Annotated in this window: 18 protein-coding genes; 15 read left to right on the top strand and 3 right to left on the bottom strand. The window is 53.3% G+C overall.

Annotation, left to right across the window (positions count from 1 at the left end; genetic code table 11):
• A partial coding sequence (locus AC27VO_RS15790) for a hypothetical protein (protein ID WP_488667668.1) occupies nt 1-228 on the bottom strand: 228 nt, incomplete at its 3' end.
• A 453-nt stretch (nt 229-681) separates the two neighbouring features.
• Here AC27VO_RS15790 and AC27VO_RS15785 point away from each other — a divergent pair.
• The 7 genes from AC27VO_RS15785 (at nt 682) to AC27VO_RS15755 (ending at nt 8,282) form a co-directional block, all read left to right on the top strand.
• A complete protein-coding gene (locus tag AC27VO_RS15785) occupies nt 682-999 on the top strand; it encodes a PaaI family thioesterase (protein ID WP_488667667.1) in 318 nt (105 codons plus the stop codon).
• 205 nt (nt 1,000-1,204) lie between these two features.
• Nucleotides 1,205-2,206: a Bug family tripartite tricarboxylate transporter substrate binding protein gene (locus tag AC27VO_RS15780; protein WP_488667666.1), complete on the top strand. Its 1,002-nt coding sequence runs from the start codon at nt 1,205-1,207 to the stop codon at nt 2,204-2,206.
• A 16-nt stretch (nt 2,207-2,222) separates the two neighbouring features.
• Nucleotides 2,223-2,618, top strand: coding sequence for a Zn-ribbon domain-containing OB-fold protein (locus AC27VO_RS15775; protein ID WP_488667665.1), 396 nt, complete (start codon nt 2,223-2,225; stop codon nt 2,616-2,618).
• Nucleotides 2,611-3,762, top strand: a complete 1,152-nt coding sequence (locus AC27VO_RS15770; protein ID WP_488667664.1) for an acetyl-CoA acetyltransferase — start codon at nt 2,611-2,613, stop codon at nt 3,760-3,762. The genes AC27VO_RS15775 and AC27VO_RS15770 overlap by 8 nt, the downstream gene beginning before the upstream one ends.
• A 48-nt stretch (nt 3,763-3,810) precedes the next feature.
• Nucleotides 3,811-4,944, top strand: coding sequence for an acyl-CoA dehydrogenase family protein (locus AC27VO_RS15765; protein WP_488667663.1), 1,134 nt, complete (start codon nt 3,811-3,813; stop codon nt 4,942-4,944).
• Nucleotides 4,941-6,101 (top strand): acyl-CoA dehydrogenase family protein, encoded by a 1,161-nt coding sequence (locus tag AC27VO_RS15760; RefSeq protein WP_488667662.1) that lies wholly within the window; start codon nt 4,941-4,943, stop codon nt 6,099-6,101. The genes AC27VO_RS15765 and AC27VO_RS15760 overlap by 4 nt, the downstream gene beginning before the upstream one ends.
• An 84-nt stretch (nt 6,102-6,185) precedes the next feature.
• The gene (locus AC27VO_RS15755; protein WP_488667661.1) at nt 6,186-8,282 is read left to right on the top strand and encodes an acetate--CoA ligase family protein; all 2,097 of its coding nucleotides are present in this window, start codon (nt 6,186-6,188) and stop codon (nt 8,280-8,282) included.
• 99 nt (nt 8,283-8,381) lie between these two features.
• Here AC27VO_RS15755 and AC27VO_RS15750 read toward each other — a convergent pair whose 3' ends face one another.
• Complete coding sequence (locus AC27VO_RS15750; protein ID WP_488667660.1) at nt 8,382-9,236, bottom strand: MaoC/PaaZ C-terminal domain-containing protein; 855 nt, start codon at nt 9,234-9,236, stop codon at nt 8,382-8,384.
• Nucleotides 9,237-9,289: 53 nt separating this feature from the next.
• Nucleotides 9,290-10,213 (bottom strand): SDR family oxidoreductase, encoded by a 924-nt coding sequence (locus AC27VO_RS15745; RefSeq protein WP_488667659.1) that lies wholly within the window; start codon nt 10,211-10,213, stop codon nt 9,290-9,292.
• Between the two features lie 137 nt (nt 10,214-10,350).
• Here AC27VO_RS15745 and AC27VO_RS15740 point away from each other — a divergent pair, with 137 nt between their 5' ends.
• From AC27VO_RS15740 to AC27VO_RS15705, 8 genes are all read left to right on the top strand, one after another.
• The gene (locus tag AC27VO_RS15740) at nt 10,351-11,241 is read left to right on the top strand and encodes a LysR substrate-binding domain-containing protein (protein WP_488667658.1); all 891 of its coding nucleotides are present in this window, start codon (nt 10,351-10,353) and stop codon (nt 11,239-11,241) included.
• A gap of 343 nt (nt 11,242-11,584) precedes the next feature.
• On the top strand, nt 11,585-12,568 hold the full coding sequence (locus AC27VO_RS15735) for a Bug family tripartite tricarboxylate transporter substrate binding protein (protein ID WP_488667657.1): 984 nt from the start codon (nt 11,585-11,587) through the stop codon (nt 12,566-12,568).
• Nucleotides 12,569-12,584: 16 nt separating this feature from the next.
• Nucleotides 12,585-13,988, top strand: coding sequence for an aldehyde dehydrogenase family protein (locus AC27VO_RS15730; RefSeq protein ID WP_488667656.1), 1,404 nt, complete (start codon nt 12,585-12,587; stop codon nt 13,986-13,988).
• Nucleotides 13,989-14,000: 12 nt separating this feature from the next.
• Nucleotides 14,001-14,762: an SDR family NAD(P)-dependent oxidoreductase gene (locus tag AC27VO_RS15725; protein WP_488667655.1), complete on the top strand. Its 762-nt coding sequence runs from the start codon at nt 14,001-14,003 to the stop codon at nt 14,760-14,762.
• Between the two features lie 258 nt (nt 14,763-15,020).
• Nucleotides 15,021-15,434 carry a VOC family protein gene (locus tag AC27VO_RS15720; RefSeq protein WP_488667654.1) on the top strand — a complete coding sequence of 138 codons (414 nt, stop codon included), beginning with the start codon at nt 15,021-15,023 and terminating at the stop codon, nt 15,432-15,434.
• Between the two features lie 309 nt (nt 15,435-15,743).
• Nucleotides 15,744-16,772: an ion transporter gene (locus tag AC27VO_RS15715; RefSeq protein WP_488667653.1), complete on the top strand. Its 1,029-nt coding sequence runs from the start codon at nt 15,744-15,746 to the stop codon at nt 16,770-16,772.
• 206 nt (nt 16,773-16,978) lie between these two features.
• On the top strand, nt 16,979-18,091 hold the full coding sequence (locus AC27VO_RS15710) for an alkene reductase (RefSeq protein ID WP_488667652.1): 1,113 nt from the start codon (nt 16,979-16,981) through the stop codon (nt 18,089-18,091).
• Nucleotides 18,092-18,184: 93 nt separating this feature from the next.
• Nucleotides 18,185-18,772 (top strand): hypothetical protein, encoded by a 588-nt coding sequence (locus AC27VO_RS15705; RefSeq protein WP_488667651.1) that lies wholly within the window; start codon nt 18,185-18,187, stop codon nt 18,770-18,772.
• Nucleotides 18,773-18,780: the final 8 nt, after the last annotated feature.

Here is an 18,780-nt window from a genome sequence, read left to right as displayed (position 1 = left end):
GTTTAGGCATCGCATCACTGCGGCAGCAGATTTAGAAGGGAAGCTGGCTTCCCTTGTGTATGGGGAAGTCCAACCATGGCCTTTGTATCTTTCTCTGATCAGGTGTTGCGCGCGCTGCATGCGGCCAGAACGCCGGGCTGGATGTTTCCAGCGCACTTGATGGATGTGTATTTCGAGCACGAAGTCTCTGAGCAAGGCGCGATTGCGCTGATGCAGATTGGTGATCACTGTCGGGATATGTCAGGGCGTGTCAGCAAGGCTGCCGTGTCTTTGCTGGCTGATGTTTGCATGGCTGCAGCGGTTCGTGGGTATGTTGGAAAAAGCGTGCGTGTCGCTACAGTGACCATGCGTTTGTCTTTCAATCAGCTGCCGCTGCATGGTCGGCTCCGTGCTGTAGCCCATGTGCAGTTTTTACCCAGCGATCGGGTGGTTGCGACAGCGATTGTGTCTGTGCGCATCGAAGATCAGGCTGGTAGTGTGTGTGTGACGGGGGAGTCAACATTTGCTGCACTGCCCAACAAAACAGGCACCGCACAGCATCCCCTGCCTAGGCAGTCTACGTTGCATGGTTGTCTAGATAGTTCGGAGCTGGATGAAACCGAGCGAACAGTGTGGCGCAGAGCCAAAGCCTGTGAATCTGGTGGAGCGGCGGCATTGGAGTCTTTTTGGTCATTGCCTTGCATGCCTGAAGACGTATGCGCAGGCGGCATAAGTCGGCGCATTGACATCGGCAAGCACAACAGCAATCGCGTAGGGCATCTGCAGGGTGGAGTGCTCATGGCGCTGCTGGCCAGTGCGTCTGAAGCGATATCCCGTGACGCTTTTGCGTTGAGCGATATCTCTGTGCAGTATCTGGAGCCCGTTGGCGGCCCCTATGCGCTGATTGAAGCCATCCCCATGCGACTGGGGCGCAACACTGCCTGCATCCAATCTGCCATCCGCAATGGCGAGGAGGGCCTGCTGGCTATGGCGCAGGCTAACTTGATTAAGGCCTGCTAGCGTGATTCAGATGCCACCTGTGTTTGCGCCCTTCACTCCAAGCTAGATTGCCGCGACAGGCATGAGTTTTGGGCACATCTGAAAGTGCGGTTGGTGTGCTTTGCACTATGAAAGTTGATTTTTTTGCAAATCATAAGAACTTAATGGCGAGCTGAAGGGGATGGTGGATGCTCAAAATTGAATGCATAAATTCAAGGAGACATAGATGGCTAAAGACACATCGACCAAGGCATTAATTGCACGGCGTGAATGGATGCAGGGTGGTTTGGCAGCTGCTGCCAGCTGGGGGCTGGGTACTTCCATGGCTTGGGCACAAGCTCGTGCTTTGAAGCTTGTCATTCCCTACACCCCTGGTGGTTCCACAGATATTGTGGGCCGCATCTTTGCGCATGCAGTCGGCCAGGAAATGGGCGTCACGATCGTTCCTGAAAACAAGGGCGGTGCTGCGGGCTTGATTGGTATGCAGGAAGTGGTGCGCTCCAAGCCGGATGGCGCGGTCTTTGGTGTGAGTGGCATTGGAACAACCTCGCTGGTGTCGGTCACACAGAAGAATCCCCCCTACGTGTTTGAGCGCGATCTGGAGGTAGTCGGCCATTTGGGCGCATTTGGCAGCTTGGTGCTGACACGGTCAAGCAGCCCATTCCAAAGCCTGCAGGACATGATCGCCCACGCCAAGAAGAAGCCTGAAACCCTGTCTTTTGGCACCCCGCCTGGCGGATCACCCAGCCATTTGACGCTGGAGTATTTGCAGGATGCCGCTGGAATCAAGATCTTGGGCGTGCCCTACAAGGGACACACAGAAATTCTCAATGGCGTGCTGTCTGGTGAGATTGACATGGGCATCGTCTCACTGCCTCAGGCGCAGGAGCTGGTCAAAAACAAAAAACTCAAGGCGCTGGCTGTGACGAGTGCGAAGCGCTCGAACAGCTTGCCCGATATCCCCACGGTAGCGGAGTCTGGCTACCCAGGTTTTGAAGCCACTTTGTGGAATTTGGTGGTGTGTCGCAAAGGCACAGACCGTGAATTGCTGCAGCGCATGAATACCGCGATCAACAAGGCATTTGCACACCCTGAAGTGCAAAAGCAGCTGCAGTTGCAAAGCATTGATTTCGAACCTTATTCGCTGGAGCAAACACAGGCGTTTGTCGTGAAAGAAAAGCAAAAGTGGGAACGTATCGCCAAGTTGGTGAACCTGAAGCCTGCGTGAAACTGAGTCATGTGCCATGAATAAGCAATGTGAAAACTCCCCGCTGGGAACCTACCGCACCTATTTGCAGCAGGAGCAGCTGGCCTATCAATACAGCCCTGCAGCAGGCCGGGCCGTCTTTTTCCCACGAATGGTGTGCCCCTTCACCGGAAGCACCACCTTGGAGTGGCGCGTCAGTGCCGGAATGGGTGAGGTGCATGCAACGACCGTGGTTTACCCCCGTGATGGCGATCCTTACAACGTCGCCCTGATTGAGTTGGATGAGGGCTTTCGCATGATGAGCCGCGTGGAAGAGCTTGACCCCCATGCCGTGCGTATTGGCCAGCGCGTACGCGTGAAGTTTGTTGTGGAAGAGGGGACTCCAGCACCTTTGCCGGTGTTTGTGCTGCAGGAGGGCGCACGCAATGACTAATCGCCGTGGCAGCGTCGCCATCGTAGGGGTGGCTGAGTCGGACCTGGGGCAAGTCGCTCAAGGAATGACACCTGTGGATTTGATGGCACAAGGCATTGTGCGTGCACTGGATGACTGCGGCCTGCAGCTCAAGGATGTGGATGGTCTGTTTGGGGCAGCGACACAGAGCCGCATGGTGACACTGGCTTTGCGTGAATACCTGGGTATTCAGCCTCGGTATGGCGATTCCACCTATTTGGGTGGTTCATCGTTCATGACGCATGTGGCACATGCGCAGGCAGCCATTCAGGCAGGTTTGTGCGAAGTGGCAGTCATTACTTATGGCAGCACGCAACGTAGTGATGGGCGAGCAGCCACCGGGGGGCGCGAGACCAATCCCTATGAGACGCCCTACAAACCGTTCATGCCTTCTACTGCCTATGCATTGGCTGCATCTCAGCACATGCACAAATACGGCACAACACGCGAGCAACTGGCAGAAATTGCGGTTGCTGCGCGTCAGTGGGCCATGCTCAATCCTGCGGCTTGGGAGAAGAAGCCACTCACCATTGAGGACGTGCTCAGTGCACGCATGATCAGCTATCCCCTCACTGTGCGAGATTGCTGCTTGGTCACTGATGGCGGTGGTGCCATTGTCATGACCTCGGCGGAGCGCGCCAAGGACTTGAAAAAACCTGCAGCTTTTGTACTGGGCTGTGGGGAGTCCTATAGCCACCAGTCCATCTCGAATATGGCGGACCTGACGGTGACAGCCGCCAAACAGTCGGGTGAAAAAGCCTATGCGATGGCAGGCCTGGGTCCCAAGGATGTGAACGTTCGCGAGCTGTATGACGCTTTCACGCTCACCACCTTGTTGTTTTTGGAAGATTTGGGTTTTTGCCAAAAAGGCGAAGGTGGTGTGTTTGTCTCTGACGGCAAATTGCGCCCCGGGGGCGCCTTGCCAACAAACACCAATGGCGGCGGACTGTCCTATTGCCACCCCGGCATGTATGGGTTGTTTCTGCTGATTGAGGCCACACGGCAGATTCGCGGTGAGTGCAGTGCACGCCAGGTAGCTGGTTGCGACGTGGCTCTGGCGCACGGTAACGGTGGTGCTCTGTCGAGCCAAAGCACCGTGATTCTGGGTAGTGCGGCTACGTTGTGATGTCTGGGCCGCTTCAGCAGCGGCCTTCAATTTCTTGTAAAGAAGAACATGGACGAAACTGAAGTCATGTTGGCAGATGCCGCAGAGGTCATGCTCAAGGATCGCCACGAAAAAGAGCGCCTGCGTGAGATATACCAAGGCCGCAATGCCTATAGCCGCACGCTGTGGCGCGAAATGGCAGAGCAGGGGTGGCTGTCTATCAGTCTGGCCGAAGAACTGGGTGGATCAGGGCTGCAGCCCCGCCATGCAGCAGTGATTGCCAAACAGTTGGGTAAATATGTCGTGCCAGAACCGTTTGTCAGCAGTGCCATCATGGTCGCAACGCTGGCCAATCACCTTCATGCGAGCAATCCTGGAGGCTGGCAAGCGATCGCAGAAGCTCTGCTGACTGGCAATGCGTGGATCGTGCCTGCATGGCAGGAAAGCATGCAGGCCGTGGATGTAGTGCCGTGTCTGCAACTGCAAAGAGATTCACAAGGTATCGCGTACCTAGATGGGGTCAAGCACGCTGTGATAGCGGCAGATATGGCGGATCACTTGTTGGTGACAGCCGTAGAGGGCGCAGAAATTCAGTTGTGGAGTCTACCGACTAACACGTCGGGGCTGACCCTGGAAACCACCTTGGGCAGCGACGGCAGCAGCGTTTCACGCGTGTGCATGGACCATGTGTCATTGGCGCAAGCCCAGTGCTTGGGCCGTGGTGATGCAGTGCTGCAAGCGCTGCACCAGGCACACCGAGAAGCTATTGTTCTGACCAGTGCTCAACTGCAAGGGATTGCAGAACAGGCGCTCTGCATCACTGTGGAATACATGGGCACACGCCAGCAGTTTGGTAAAGCCATTGGCAGTTTCCAAAGCCTGCAGCATCTGGCTGTGGACGTGCGTGTGCAGCAGGCGTTGGCGCAAGCTGCATTGCAAGCGGCGGTGCGAGAGCTGGATGCACCATCAGTGACCTCAGGTGTCAGCGCTACCGTGGCCCGTGCCAAGGCCCGTACTTCACAGGCTGCGCAACTGAGTGGTCGCTTTGGTGTGCAGGCGCACGGAGCCATCGGCTTTGCCGCAGAGGCAGACATCGGTCTGTATCTGAAAGCCGCGTTGCGTCTGTCTGCCTACTTGGGTAACAGCAGCTACCAGCGTCAAAAAGTGGCGCAGGAAATTTTTGTGCAACAGGTGTCCATATGAGCCAGCAGTTTGATTTCAACACTCTCGATAATGCAGAGTTTCGCAACCGCTGGCGCGCCTGGATCGCTCAAAACTATCCGTCTGACCTACGTAACCCTCTGAAGCGTCTGACCGGCGATGAGGCGCGCCAATGGTTGCGTGCGCAGCTGCGTGATGGTTGGCGTGCTCCCAGCTTGCCACGAGATTTTGGTGGTATGGGGCTGAGCCTCGACAAGCAACTGATCTACCAAGAAGAGCTGGAGCTTTATGGCGTAGCGCGCCCGATCGATCATGGGCTGCGCTTGCTAGCACCAGTGCTGCTCAAATACGGAACTTCTGCGCAGAAAGCCAGCTGTTTGCCACGCATTTTGAGTTGTGAGGACATGTGGTGCCAAGGCTATTCAGAGCCCAACGCAGGCTCGGATCTGGCCAACCTCAAGACTGCAGCGGTGGTGGATGGTGATGACTTCATCGTCAATGGGCAAAAAATCTGGACTACGCTGGCGACCGATGCGAGCAAGATCTTTATGCTGGTTCGCACCAGCCAGGAAGCCAAGAAGCAGCAGGGTATGACGTTCCTGCTGGCCGACCTGAGCACCCCTGGCATCAAGATTCGTCCTATTCGTACCTTGGCTGGCGACGAGCACTTTTGCGAAGTGTTTTTTGATGATGTCCGTGTCCCACGTACCAACGTGGTTGGAGAGGTAGGTGATGGTTGGACAGTGGGCAAAGCTTTGCTGGGCTTTGAGCGTTTCAGCCATGGATCGCCGGAACTGATTCGTTATGCCTTGCGTGTTTTGCATCAGGCTGGTGAAGCCATGGGTATCACGGCGCAGCAAAGCTTTCAGCAATTGCTGGCAGGTTTTGAGTGCGATGTGGCAGATGCCGGAGCACTGTATGAGCAAGTCTGTGAAACCGCATTGGCTGGTGGCAATGCCGATGATGATTTCTCGATGCTCAAGTTATTCAACAGTGAGACATTGCAGCGCATCGCGGAAGCATGTACCGAAGTGGTGAACCAGCACGGCGGTTTGATGGGAGAAGAATCTGTGCCTGGTTTGGAAACAGACCTTGAATGGCTCTACATGATTACGCGCCCGGTGACCATTTTTGGTGGTACAGCGCAGGTTCAGCGCAATTTGCTGGCAGCCCGCACGCTGGGTTTGCCTAAATCCTGAGTATTTGGCTGCAGCATGGGTTGCAGCCTTTTTTTGCGTTTGGCGGCTGCACAGAGAGTGCCCGCACTGGAACATGGTTGCCTTATGACTTACCAGTCTCTTGACCCTTTATTCACGCCCACATCGATTGCGGTGATTGGTGCGTCCTCGGATCCTCGCAAAATTGGCGGCCGTCCTATCGCCTATATGCTGCGCAGTGGCTACGCTGGCAAGATTCTTCCTATTAATCCTAAGCAAGCTGAAATTCAAGGCCTACCCGCCTATACGTCTTTGGCTGCAGTGGGGCACCCTGTCGACCAGGTGATCGTCGCAGTTTCAGGTGCGCTGGTGGAAAGTGCCGTCGAAGAAGCACTGGCCCAGCAGGCACGCTCCATCGTGATCTTCAGCTCCGGCTTCGGAGAAGTGGGGCATGAAGGTAAGGAAAAGCAGGAGCAGCTGGCACGCCGTTGTGCACAAGCAGGTGTGCAGTTGGTGGGGCCTAACTGCATCGGTATTTTCAGCACACGCAATGCCATGTACTCCACGTTCATGAGCGCTTTAGAGCATGAAATGTTTGAGCCTGGCAATGTCGGCATTGTCAGCCAAAGCGGTGCCATTGGCTCGTACTTGTATGGGCTCGCTGGTGATCGGGGCGTGCGCTTTAGTCACTTTGTCGCTACAGGCAACGAAGCTGGCGTAGACGTTGCAGCCTGTATTGAATGGATGGCACACGATGCCAATACGAAAGTGATTCTGGCGTACCTGGAAGGTTGCCAAGATGGCTATCGCCTGCGTCGTGCACTGGAGACTGCGCGCCAGCAGGCCAAGCCCGTCATTGTTATGAAGGTGGGTGCCTCCGAGCAGGGGGCCGCAGCAGCAGCATCACACACCGGCTCGCTGGCGGGTGCAGATGTCGTTTTTGACAGTGTCTTCAAGGAGTGCGGTGCATGGCGTGCTCAGACGATGGAAGAACTGGTCGATGTGGCCTATGCCTGCTCTGTGTCGGTACTGCCAAGCGGGAATCGTCTGGGGGTGATCACTCCCTCCGGTGGCATCGGTGTCATTGCTGCTGATGAGTGCGAGCGCAGCGGTTTGGTCCTACCGCATTTGCCGCAACCCCTGCAAGATGAAATCAAGTCCATCGTACCCTTTGCCAGCGGTGTGAACCCTGTCGACACCACGGGGCAAGTGGTTAGCGACCGCCAGTTGTTCAACAAGATCATGAAGATCGTGTTTGAGTTCGATGGCTTTGACAGCATCCTGAGCTTCAATGCCAATATTGGCAAAACGCAGATTGAATGGGGCAAGGTGCGTGAAGATTTGCTGGCACTACGCCGCCAGTATCCGCACAAACTGGTCGCCTTGAGCATGCGCTCAGCCCCAGAGGTGGTCAAAGAGCTCGAAGACAATCAGATTTTGTATTTCCCAGACACGGCGGTAGCAACACGCACGATTGGTGCGTTGGCTTGGATTGCGCAAGCACAGCGTTGGCCTGTGGTCGACGTGCCAGCGCATGCACCTGCAAGAGCTAAGGTGCAATGGCCAGCCGCGCAAATCGATGAAGCGCAGGCGCGGCAGATTCTGGAGGGCGCGCAGATTCCTTTCGCCCCACAAAAGGTGGTGGCAACTGCCCAAGATGCAGCCAAGGCAGCGGTAGATTTAGGGTTCCCCGTCGTGATGAAAGTACTGTCACCCGACATTGCTCACAAAAGCGATGTGGGAGGCGTGCTTTTGAATCTGGCGTCTGAGCAAGAAGTGCTAGAGGGTTGGGATCGCATGATGCAGATCGTGCGTAGCAAGTGTCCGGACGCGTTGCTGCAGGGCGCAGTGGTCTCGCCCATGATTACTGGAGGCACCGAAACCGTATTGGGGATGGTCAATGATCCGGTTTTTGGCCCTATGGTGATGTTTGGGCTGGGCGGAATTTTTGTGGAAATTTTCAAGGATGTGAAATTCCATACGGCCCCCCTGAATTTGCAACAAGCCAAGGCCATGATTCAGGCCATCAAAGGGTTCCCTTTACTCAATGGTGCACGTGGAAAAAAGAAAGCAGATCTGGAGTGCTTGGCCAGCGCATTGGTAAGTTTGTCGAATTTTGTTTTTGACAATGCTGCCGATTTGGCCAGCGTAGAAATCAATCCCTTTATCGCGCTTCCCAACGGGGGCTATGCGGTCGATGCTTTGATTATTCGGCGCAGTTGATGTACCGGATGGGCATAGTGAGATGCCCATCAGGCACCAAAATTGACACAAAAAAGGGCACCAAGAGTGCCCTTTTTACCGCTTACTGGGGTGGAGCCATCACCGCACAACCGATGCCCAGCCGTTATCCAGCACCTTAGCGCCACGTTCTTTGGTAAATGCACGGAATGCAATTCGCTGGTCTTCCTGCCAGGTCTCAAACACCAGTGTTTCACCCGGAAAGACACTGGCAGAAAAGCGTGCTTCCAATCCTTGCAGGCGCTGCGGCTGGTAATCCAGCCAGCCTTTGAGAATAGCCCGAGCTGCCATGCCGTAAGTGCAGAGACCATGGAGTGGTGGTTGTGCGAATCCTGCTTTTTGGGCGGTGGCAGGATCCACATGCAAAGGGTTGCGATCGACGTTGAGACGATAGAGCAAAGCCGCCTGCGGCGTGGTTGCAAGTGTGATGGTGCGCTCAGCTGCGCGCTCGGGCAAGGCCGCCAGCTGCAGGGCGACACCAAAGGATCCGCAGCCGCCATCCGCTCGGCAAAATGAAGAGTGCAAGATGGTTATGTAATGCGTGCCATCTTCTCCAAACAGCTGGCGCTGCAGATGCAGGATGGCACCTTTCTCACTTCCCTTGTCTTGTACCCCCATGACATGTGCTTTGGAAATCAGCGTTCCAGTGGCTGGAAGTGGCTGGTGAAACTGCATGCGTTGCTCACCATGTACGACTTTGGTGCGGGTTGCGCCTGTGCGTGGATCCGTCAGCCACGCACCTGGATGACAGAGCACCGCACCCATGGTCGGAACAGTTTGCAATTGCGGCTCGTAGACAAATGGCAGCTCTTGTTTATCCAGCGGGTCACAGCCGAACCCCAGGCTCAATGCATACAGCATGCAGTCTTTGTCTTGGTAGGTAGTGCGAACTTCGGGAAACTGCCAATTCTTCAAATTCTCAATATTCAATGGCATAGGCGTAAATAGCAAAAAAGGCCTTGGCAGGCCTTAGAAGGAGGAGACTTGACTTAAATAGCTTCCCAAGAAATGACATCTTTGGTGCGTTCCAAAGGCGTCAAGCTGTTTTTGAATGCATTGGGCAGCGTGTCAGCGAGGGATGTAACGGACCAGCCTTCGCTGCGGTGCAAGGTACGTACAGGACGTGGCTGGTTATAGAGATAAATTTCGTTGCCGCGCGCACCGAAAATTTGGCCGGTAATGTCTTTGGCCGCATCAGCGCAAAGAAATGCCGCCAAAGGTGCAATTTGCTCTGGTCGCGTGGTTTGGCGGCGTTTTTCCAAATATTTTTCTTGCTCTTCAGGCGATAGACCTGGGACGCTTTCGATCATGCGGCTGAATGCGTGCGGAGCAATGCAGTTGGAGCGAACGCCAAAGCGAGCCATGTCCATGGCAATAGAGCGCGACAAACCCACAATACCGAGCTTGGCGGCCGCATAGTTCGCTTGACCCATGGCACCGATCAAGCCGGACGTAGAGGTCATATGCACCAGTGCACCGCCACCTTGCTCGCGGAAATATGCTGCTGCAGCGCGACTCATGTTGAAAGCACCAAACAAGTGAACCTTGATGACCGATTCAAAATCATTCGGTGTCATCTTGTGGAAAATCGAATCACGGAGAATTCCGGCACTGTTAATGACCGCATCAATGCGACCAAATTCATTGGCACAGGAATTAATAATATTGTTTGCGCTATTCCATTCTGAAACGCTCTCGGTATTTGCAATCGCAATACCACCCATTTGAGTAATTTCATTGACCACTTCTTGGGCTGCAGACAATTTGTCCTGCTCACCGTTCAAAGAAACGCCCAAGTCATTCACGACAACTTTTGCGCCCTCTCTGGCGAGTTCGAGAGCGATGCCGCGGCCGACGCCACCGCTTGCGCCGGTCACAACGATGGCTTTGTCTTTCAGAGTCTGCGTGTTCATAAGGTATGGTTGGTTACAGTGTTCTAGTGCTCATTTTTCGATGAGATGTGCGTCACTATTTTCCGGGATTCTCTTGTGCAGGCTGCGCGCAAAAGTTATGATGGTTTACAAAAACTCAACTCTAAAGTGCAGGTGTGATGAAAATTCCTCCGTTGAATCCTTTTTATGTTTTTTCATTGGTGGCTGAACACCAGAGTTTATTGTTGGTCTCTCAAATATTGGGAGTGACCCAGTCAGCGGTAAGTCGTCAAATATCGGCTTTGGAAGAGTACTATGGTTGCCGATTGTTTAAAAGAAAAAAGCATGGACTGGAGTTGCTGCCGCTTGCAAAAGAACTGGCACAATCATCTTCAGATGCTTTTAATTTGATTTCAAAATCATCGGAAAACTTTGTCAAAGTCTTGCAGAGCAATGAAACCAATGTTGTTATAAAAACTTATACCAGTTTTGCGGGAAATTGGCTTATACCCAACTTGAATGAATTTTGTGCTTTGTATCCGGATATAAAACTGACAATTAAAACGGGGGCTAAGTCAATAGATTTCAAAGGAGATGAAGCTGATATTTCTATACAAATATTGAATAGAGAAAGGCCTGGGTATCAAACCACCTTGTTGTTTGAAGATATGATTGAGCCGGTCTGTTCTCCTGAGTTTTTGGATAAATTTGCTCCAAATAAAAAATTCCCTTCTTCAATTCTAAGAAAAACACTGATATCAACGGATTACAGAGACTTTGATTGGGAAACCTGGATTGAGAAATGTGATTATGCAGAAGATTTCAATCCAGAAAACAAAGTTCAGTTCGCCAATGCCATATTGGCGTGGGATGCAGCAATCAGCGGAATGGGCGTAGCTATGGGGCAGCCAATATTGCTGAACGATAAAATAAGTTCTGGAAAACTAGTGACGCCATTTAATTTGCCTGTAAAGACAGGTCTTAAATACTATGTGATTTTGCCAGAAAAAAATATTAAAAATGGTGCATTGCTTTTCAAAAACTGGCTAATAGAAAAGTTTGCAATTTGAAGTGTCATTACATCAACATTTGATATTTTTAAACAATTTCTGAAGGAAATTATCTGTCATCATTGGGTGTCAGTATAAGAAGTACAAATTAATTATAATGTTTGTGGGTTTTTATAATTAAAGAAATTTTTTTGATGTAGTTGTTGGTTTTTTACTTTCTAAGTAATTCGATATCTTTTAGGGTAAGTATGTGCTTGACATCACATGCCAGAGCTGGTGGGTAATTCTTGTTTTTACAAAAAGTCAAATCACAGCGCATAACAGCAATGTCTCCCAAGTACTAATTTATCTAGTATTTTATGGTGATTTATAAAAAAATCGTAAAACCAAGGAGACAAAAATCATGAGAAGTTGGAAAAGAAATTATTCCGGGGTTGTTTCGCTTTCATTATTGCTGGCGATTTCAATAAATCATGCAAAAGCACAAGAATTCCCAGTCAAACCTATGCAGATGGTTGTTCCGTACGCACCTGGTGGGTCCACAGACTTGGCTGGAAGAATTGTTGCTAAAGCAATTACGGATCAAATTGGCACTGCAGTAGTGATTGAAAATCGTGCTGGTGCTGCAGGCGTGATTGGGGTTGCGCAAGTTTTGAGAGCTGCACCCGATGGCTATGCCAGTGCCTTATCCGGTGTTTCAACAACAGTTTTGCATGAACTTTTGGGGAGGAAGTTACCTTATTCCTCCAAAAAAGACATTAATCCAGTAGCCTACTTGGGGTCCTCAGGTATGGTGCTTATCACGCGTAATGCGTCGCCACTGAATTCTGTAAAGGATATTATTGAAGTTTCTAAAAAGAAGCCGGGGTCTATTGCGGTAGCAACTGCTGGTAATGCATCTCCCGCACACTTGGCAACAGAATATTTGGCTCATCAAACAAACATCCAATTAACTCATATTCCATATACAGGGGATTCAGCTGTATTAAGCGATTTATCGTCCGGTCGAGTGGATATTGCTGTGGTTGGAATCGCCAGTGTTGCGTCGCAGATTAGTGCAGGATCACTCAAAGCGATTGCTATTACATCAAGCAAAAGATTGGCCTCGCTGGCGAATGTGCCAACCGTAGCGGAATCAGGAATTGAAGGTTATGAAGCAGATATTTGGAATTTGCTGGTATTGCCCAAGGGGACTCCCGTAGTTGTGGATGAAAAATATAACAAAATTATTAACCAAGTGATGCAGAAACCAGAGGTGATGGAGCAATTGTTGAAGCTTGGAATGATCACTAAAACAATGAATCTGAAAGAAATTAATGGATTTGTTGAGAATGAAAGAAGTAAATGGGCGAAGGTCATTTCTGACGCAAGAATTCAAATTGATTAAGTACTGAAAATAAATAATGAATACGTCTATTAATATCAGAAATCCACGTACCGGGCATTACGACTACACGCTGAATTGCACTTCCAAGCAAGAACTAGAAGCTACAGCGAAAACACTCCGCAACAACCAAGTGAATTGGCAGGCGATAGGGTTTGAAAAAAGATTGGAAATACTCTCTGCTTGGAGTGAAGAGGTCAAGAAAGACCGCGATGTCATCCTCGAAGCACTGATCTGCGATACAGGGCGGCTTGCTGAGTCCGAGATGGAAATGCTGCGACTGCCCACGAGCATTGCGAAGCTGGGAGTTTTGGCCAAAGAAGTGTTCGCGCAGCGCAGCCATCACCTGCGTTCGATGCCCGCGGTAGAGATTCAAGGTGACTTGTCGCCTTACCCCTTGGTAGGTGTGATCAGTCCTTGGAATTTCCCGCTGTCGAGTTCCTTGTTGGACACGATTCCAGCGCTGGTTGCAGGGTGCGCAGTCATCGTCAAACCCAGTGAATTTACGCCTCGGTTTGTTCAACCACTGCTGGCCACACTCGCGCGTGTACCGGAGATGGCGGCCGTGTTGCAGTATGTGCAAGGCCATGGGGACATCGGCGCAGAGCTCATTACCAAAGTGGATGCGATTTGTTTTACGGGCAGCGTAGCGACTGGCCGCAAAGTTGCGGAGGCTGCGGCGCGCAATTTTATTCCGGCATGTTTGGAACTCGGTGGCAAAGATCCTGCAATTGTTACCGCAGATGCAGACTTAGACTTGGCAGTGGCGGCTATTGCAAAGGGCGCATTGTCGAATGCGGGTCAAGTTTGTGTTTCTATTGAACGTGTATATGTGGATGAAAGAGTTGTGCATTCATTCACTGGGAAGTTGCTTGAAAAAATCAAGGAATTCAAATTGGCATATCCCACCATCCACGATGGAAATATAGGGCCAATCATTCAGGAGAACCAAGTTGGCGTCATTAACAGGCAGCTGGATGATGCCATCTCAAAAGGTGCAAAAATTGCATCCGGTGGGCATGTGCAAGAGATCAATGGCGGTTATTGGGGGGCACCAACTATTGTGACAGATGTCAATCATGCTATGTCTTTGATGACTGAAGAAACATTTGGGCCAATTATTCCAGTAATGGCTTACGCGTCTTTGCAAGAGGCCATTGATTTGGCGAATGATTCAGAATATGGATTAAGCGCAGCAGTTTTCTCTAAGCATGCGGAAGATGCGATTTCGATTGCTCAAAAGCTTGAGGTAGGCGCCGTCAGCATCAATGGGACGGGGTACGGTACGGCAGCAATTGGTGAAGGTAATGAGCTTGAAAAGCATGCGTTTAAACAATCAGGCCTCTCTGGGTCAAGATTGGGTTATGACTCAATTTACCGTTTCACCCGAAAAAAATCTTACCTGATCAACCGTTCTGCTTGAAAGAAATTGAAAATGATTAATTTTAAAAATAAAGTTGTTTTTGTCACTGGTGCCAGTGGCGGCATTGGGGGGCAAGTCGCTAAAGAGTTTGCCAAGCTAGGTGCCGATATCATTTTGCATGACTTTGGCATGAAAGAAAAGGCGCTGAAGTTACAGAAAGAAGTTGAAAATTTGGGTGTTCGTTCCATCTTGGTTGAAGGCGATTTGACCAAGCCGGATGAAGTTAAATCTATTATAGAAAAGATAAAAAGTGCTTTTGGTAAAGTGGATGTACTTGTCAACAATGCAGGCGCATCACCAAATAAAATGCCTTTTTTAGATCTGCCTGTAGATGCTTGGGATCGGGTAATTAATATTAATTTGCGCTCAGTTTTTCTGGTGACGCAAGTTTGTTTGCCTTTGCTGAAAAAATCTGAAAAAGGGCGAATTATCAATATCAGCTCTACGGCTGCGCGCAATGGTGGTGCAGTGGGTGGGTCGGCTTACTCAGCTTCCAAAGGTGCGGTCAGCTCTTTGACCAAAGCTTTCGCCAAGGATTTCGCCGCTTACGGTATTCAAGTGAATGCGGTTGCACCTGGTCTGATTGATACTGCCTTTTACGGAGACATCAACGTCGCCGATAAATATGCAGAGCGTATTAAAGCAATCCCGTTGGGGCGTGTTGGTCAGCCTCTTGATATTGCTGGACCGGTGGTGTTCTTGGCTTCGAGCATGGCGGATTACATTACTGGTGAGGTTCTGGAGGTCAGCGGTGGCCTGCCTTTAATGGCCTGACCTTGCCCTGCATCGTGCGGCTGTTCTGTGGCAGCAGTGATCACTGCTTCGTACACAGGCGGCCGCTTTCTCCTCGGACCAGCATCGACTGCAACACTTCACGCACGTAGCCGTTCATCAGGATCGATGCAGGCATTCACTGCGGTGTGGCCATCTGCCAGTGCGGTAGTAAGCTGCCAAGGCAACGTTGTCGGTGAGTGCCTCAGCACAATACCAACACAGCTGTTCTCACCGGGCACACACGCAAGGAGCCATCGGATGTCAAAGAAGATTTTTGTGAACCTGCCAGTAGCAGATCTGGCCAAGGCCACGGTTTTTTACCAAGCCCTCGGTTTTGAGAAGAATGCACATTTTTCTAACGATCAGGCCAGTGCAATGGTCTGGTCCGATGCCATCCATGTGATGCTGCTGGATCAGCGTTTTTACGCGACGTTCACCAACAAAACCATCATTGACGCGCACCAGGTCAGCGGTGCCTTGCTGTGCCTGTCCTTTGACAGCGGGGAGGCTGTAGACGCTATCCATCGCCAGGCCTTGGCTGCAGGCGGTCGTGAGACGCGGGCGCTGAAAGCACAGGAGGGAATGTATGGCGGTGCATTCGATGATCTGGACGGCCACGGCTGGGAGACTTTCTGGATGGACATGCAGGCAGCGGGCTGCGCTGATGCGTGAGTAGGCTGGTGACCCTGCAAGATGTCCAGCCCTGGTGAGCCATGGCTGTTCACCATGGGAATGGGGACGATGGACCCTGAAGACAGCCTCGCCGGTGTGCCGCCCGCGAGGCTTTTTGCTGTGTGGCGCACAGAGGCCATAAGGCCATGACAACGAGCTGGGCGCTGCAGCACGGCATGGACGGTGGCACCGTCTGCCACAATCGGTGCTGAGCCCATGGACAGGCATTGCGCGATAGTGGCGCAGGCTTTTTACTGCTTGCGTTGCTATTGAGGGAACGCAATGGCGCTGTGACACTCCATCTTTGCTATGCGTTTTTTTGCTTCCATTCCTGAGTTTTTTCGCGACAACTATCCTTCTTCTGAGCGACTTGGCGTGCCTGTGGCGCGCTGGCGGCAGAGTATTTACCGCACGGTGTTCGAGTCCAACTCGGAGATGGGCAAGCGCTTTGAACGGCGTCTGACGCTGGCCATCATTTTGAGTCTGGTGGTGGTCATTGCGCACAGCATTCCATCCATTGCAGGGCATTGGCAGCTGTACTACCTGCTGCGTGCACTGGAGTGGGTGTTTACGTTGGGTTTTACGGTCGAATATGTGCTGCGGCTGATTTCGGTGCGCCACCCCTTGCGCTATGCGCTGAGTTTTTATGGGTTGGTCGATTTGCTGGCCATCGTGCCCACTTATCTGGGCATGTTCTACCCTGAGGCGCATTTCCTGGCTGCCGTGCGCGCACTGCGCCTGGTGCGCACCTTCCATATTTTCCCGGTGCTGCGCCAGTTTCTGGATGAGTACCTCATGCTGGGCCAGGCGCTCAAGGCCAGTGCGCGCAAGATTTTTGTGTTCCTCAGTGTGGTGGCCCTGATTGTGTTTGTCATGGGCACGCTGATGTATGTGATTGAGGGGGCCGAGAACGGCTTTACCAGTGTGCCCATCGGCATTTACTGGGCCATCTCGACCGTCACCACGGTGGGCTACGGGGATGTCACCCCGTCGACGGCCATTGGGCGCATCTTTGCTTCCATCATGATGCTGCTGGGCTGGGGCGTACTGGCCGTGCCCACCGGGATTGTGGGGGCCGAGCTCTCGCGCAGCGTCGGCACCAAGGCCCGACGCAAGGGGGGGGAGTGCGAGGTCTGCGGCCTGGCGCGCCATGAAGAGGATGCCCGTTTTTGCCGCCGCTGCGGCACACGGCTAGAGGCCGCAAGCAGCATGCCGCGCGCTTCGGCCCCAGCCAACCCAGTTGGCACCGCAGCTGCAGGATCGCCGCAACCCGCTGCGGCCAGCGATGCGGCGCCCGCAGCTTCCACTGCGGAAGGTGCCCGCACAGAGACGGCGTAGAAAGTTTAATAGCTGTCAGCGCTTTCTCTATAAGCGCTGGCATGTGATTGGACGGATAAAAGCAGGAGTCAGCTTTGGTGTGATGTGGACTGGCTTAGCTTGCATCTGCACGCTTTCACTAGCGAGGGTGGTGTGTCGGCGCAACGCCGTGGGGCGGCAGGCCCCGCATTGCTCCTCGTTTCGTATTGTTTTTCCAGGGAAGACCCATGTTATTTAGTCCTTACCAATTGGGCGCGCTGCAGCTGCCCCACCGCATCGTGATGCCACCGATGACCCGCTCGCGTGCCGCGTCGGGTGATGTGGCCACGCCATTGATGGCCGAGTACTACGCGCAGCGTGCTGGCGCGGCGCTGATCATCAGTGAGGGCACCCAAATTTGCCCTGAAGGCCAGGGCTACGCCTGGACGCCCGGTATTTACAGTGCGCAGCAGGTGGCAGGCTGGAAGCGCGTGACGGAGGCTGTGCACGCTGAAGGTGGGCGCATTTTTGCGCAGCTGTGGCATGTGGGGCGTGTCTCGCACGTGGACTTGCAGCCCGGTGGCGCAGCGCCCGTGTCGTCATCCGCCTTGCAGGCCGAAGGCGTGAAGGTATTTGTCGACCCCGAGCGCCGTGGCTGCGAAGTGGGCGTTGGCGGTGTGGGTGGCATGGTGCAGCACAGCATGCCGCGTGCGCTGCGTGAAGACGAGATCCCTGCCATCGTGGCGCAGTTTGCCCAGGCCGCGCGCAATGCGCTGGAGGCGGGCTTTGACGGGATTGAGCTGCATGCGGCGAATGGCTACCTGATCAACCAGTTCATTGACTCGCAGGCCAACCAGCGCAGCGATGGTTATGGAGGCACTTTGCCAAAGCGTCTGCGCTTGCTGCAGGAAGTGACGCAGGCCGTGATTGCCGTGCTGGGCAAGGAGCGTGTGGGCGTGCGCCTGGCGCCGTTGACCACGCTCAATGGCGCGGTGGACGACACGCCCCAGGCCACCTACCTGGCTGCGGCCAAGTTGCTCGACGGGCTGGGTGTGGCCTACATCCACATTGCCGAGGTCGACTGGGAAGATGCACCGGAGATGCCGCTGGCGTTCAAAGAAGCGCTGCGCATGGTCTACGGCGGCACGCTGATTTACGCGGGCAAGTACACCCAGGAAAAGGCCGAGGCCGCATTGCAGGCGGGCTGGGCGGATTTGATTGGCTTTGGCCGCCCCTATATTGCCAACCCCGACTTGCCACAGCGCCTGCAGCGTGGCCTGCCATTGAACGCTGCGGATGGCGACACCTTCTTTGGGGGTGGCGCACGGGGGCTGACGGATTACCCGCGTGCTGGCGTGTAAACGGGCTTGGCACCAGGCACATGGGGTGTACGGGGTGAAGGGCCATTCGTGGCAAGATCCAAGGTTTTGGAAAACAGGGGTGAGGCAATGCGCATGAAGCAGTGGCTGTGGGCCGTGGTCGGAGCGGTCGCGCTGGCAGGTTGTGCCAGTTCGGGCAAGAAAGAGGGCACGCAAGGCGTGGTGCAGGTGCATGTCGACAACGTACAGCGCGTGACCACAATTGACTTCCCGCCGCAGCTGATTGACTGTGGCCGCACGGCACGTTGCCCCACTTTGGGGGCGCGCTGGAGCAGTGCGACCCCTAACCGTGCCACCTTGCTGGTGGGCACCTGGGGTGGCCAGGCCAAGGTGGAGTCGATTGAGTTCAATGCCCGCCCGTATGCGCCTCTGCGTGTGCGCTCGCTCGCCAAGGACGGTGCGGATATGCCTGGCGTCACAGCCTTTGTGGTGCCCATGGAGACGATGGAGCGCGTGGCTTTTGGCAAAAGCGCCTGGGTGCGCGTGAGCACGGACGGCGGCGTGATTGAAGAGTCGATGTACACCGGCGAGCGCAGCAGCCCTGCTGCCGACGCTTTCAAACGCTTGGTGTTTGAGGCGTACAAAGGCACGGACAAGGAAGTTTCCATGGGCCTGAGTGGCCTGTTTGGTGACAAGCCCTACGAGCTCAACTACGGAAAATAAGAGCAGCT

It is taken from the genome of Comamonas sp. 14P8.1.4 (genome assembly GCF_057799285.1).
Note: the sequence above shows the minus strand (reverse complement) of the source record. Positions and strands in the feature narration are given on the sequence as shown.

What these genes read in the sequence shown, in the direction of transcription:
- AC27VO_RS15785 (WP_488667667.1), top strand. Translation starts at nt 682, where the DNA reads ATGCCTGAAGACGTATGCGCAGGCGGCATAAGTCGGCGCATTGACATC.
- AC27VO_RS15780 (WP_488667666.1), top strand. Translation starts at nt 1,205, where the DNA reads ATGGCTAAAGACACATCGACCAAGGCATTAATTGCACGGCGTGAATGG.
- AC27VO_RS15775 (WP_488667665.1), top strand. Translation starts at nt 2,223, where the DNA reads ATGAATAAGCAATGTGAAAACTCCCCGCTGGGAACCTACCGCACCTAT.
- AC27VO_RS15770 (WP_488667664.1), top strand. Translation starts at nt 2,611, where the DNA reads ATGACTAATCGCCGTGGCAGCGTCGCCATCGTAGGGGTGGCTGAGTCG.
- AC27VO_RS15765 (WP_488667663.1), top strand. Translation starts at nt 3,811, where the DNA reads ATGGACGAAACTGAAGTCATGTTGGCAGATGCCGCAGAGGTCATGCTC.
- AC27VO_RS15760 (WP_488667662.1), top strand. Translation starts at nt 4,941, where the DNA reads ATGAGCCAGCAGTTTGATTTCAACACTCTCGATAATGCAGAGTTTCGC.
- AC27VO_RS15755 (WP_488667661.1), top strand. Translation starts at nt 6,186, where the DNA reads ATGACTTACCAGTCTCTTGACCCTTTATTCACGCCCACATCGATTGCG.
- AC27VO_RS15750 (WP_488667660.1), bottom strand. Translation starts at nt 9,236, where the DNA reads ATGCCATTGAATATTGAGAATTTGAAGAATTGGCAGTTTCCCGAAGTT.
- AC27VO_RS15745 (WP_488667659.1), bottom strand. Translation starts at nt 10,213, where the DNA reads ATGAACACGCAGACTCTGAAAGACAAAGCCATCGTTGTGACCGGCGCA.
- AC27VO_RS15740 (WP_488667658.1), top strand. Translation starts at nt 10,351, where the DNA reads ATGAAAATTCCTCCGTTGAATCCTTTTTATGTTTTTTCATTGGTGGCT.
- AC27VO_RS15735 (WP_488667657.1), top strand. Translation starts at nt 11,585, where the DNA reads ATGAGAAGTTGGAAAAGAAATTATTCCGGGGTTGTTTCGCTTTCATTA.
- AC27VO_RS15730 (WP_488667656.1), top strand. Translation starts at nt 12,585, where the DNA reads ATGAATACGTCTATTAATATCAGAAATCCACGTACCGGGCATTACGAC.
- AC27VO_RS15725 (WP_488667655.1), top strand. Translation starts at nt 14,001, where the DNA reads ATGATTAATTTTAAAAATAAAGTTGTTTTTGTCACTGGTGCCAGTGGC.
- AC27VO_RS15720 (WP_488667654.1), top strand. Translation starts at nt 15,021, where the DNA reads ATGTCAAAGAAGATTTTTGTGAACCTGCCAGTAGCAGATCTGGCCAAG.
- AC27VO_RS15715 (WP_488667653.1), top strand. Translation starts at nt 15,744, where the DNA reads ATGCGTTTTTTTGCTTCCATTCCTGAGTTTTTTCGCGACAACTATCCT.
- AC27VO_RS15710 (WP_488667652.1), top strand. Translation starts at nt 16,979, where the DNA reads ATGTTATTTAGTCCTTACCAATTGGGCGCGCTGCAGCTGCCCCACCGC.
- AC27VO_RS15705 (WP_488667651.1), top strand. Translation starts at nt 18,185, where the DNA reads ATGAAGCAGTGGCTGTGGGCCGTGGTCGGAGCGGTCGCGCTGGCAGGT.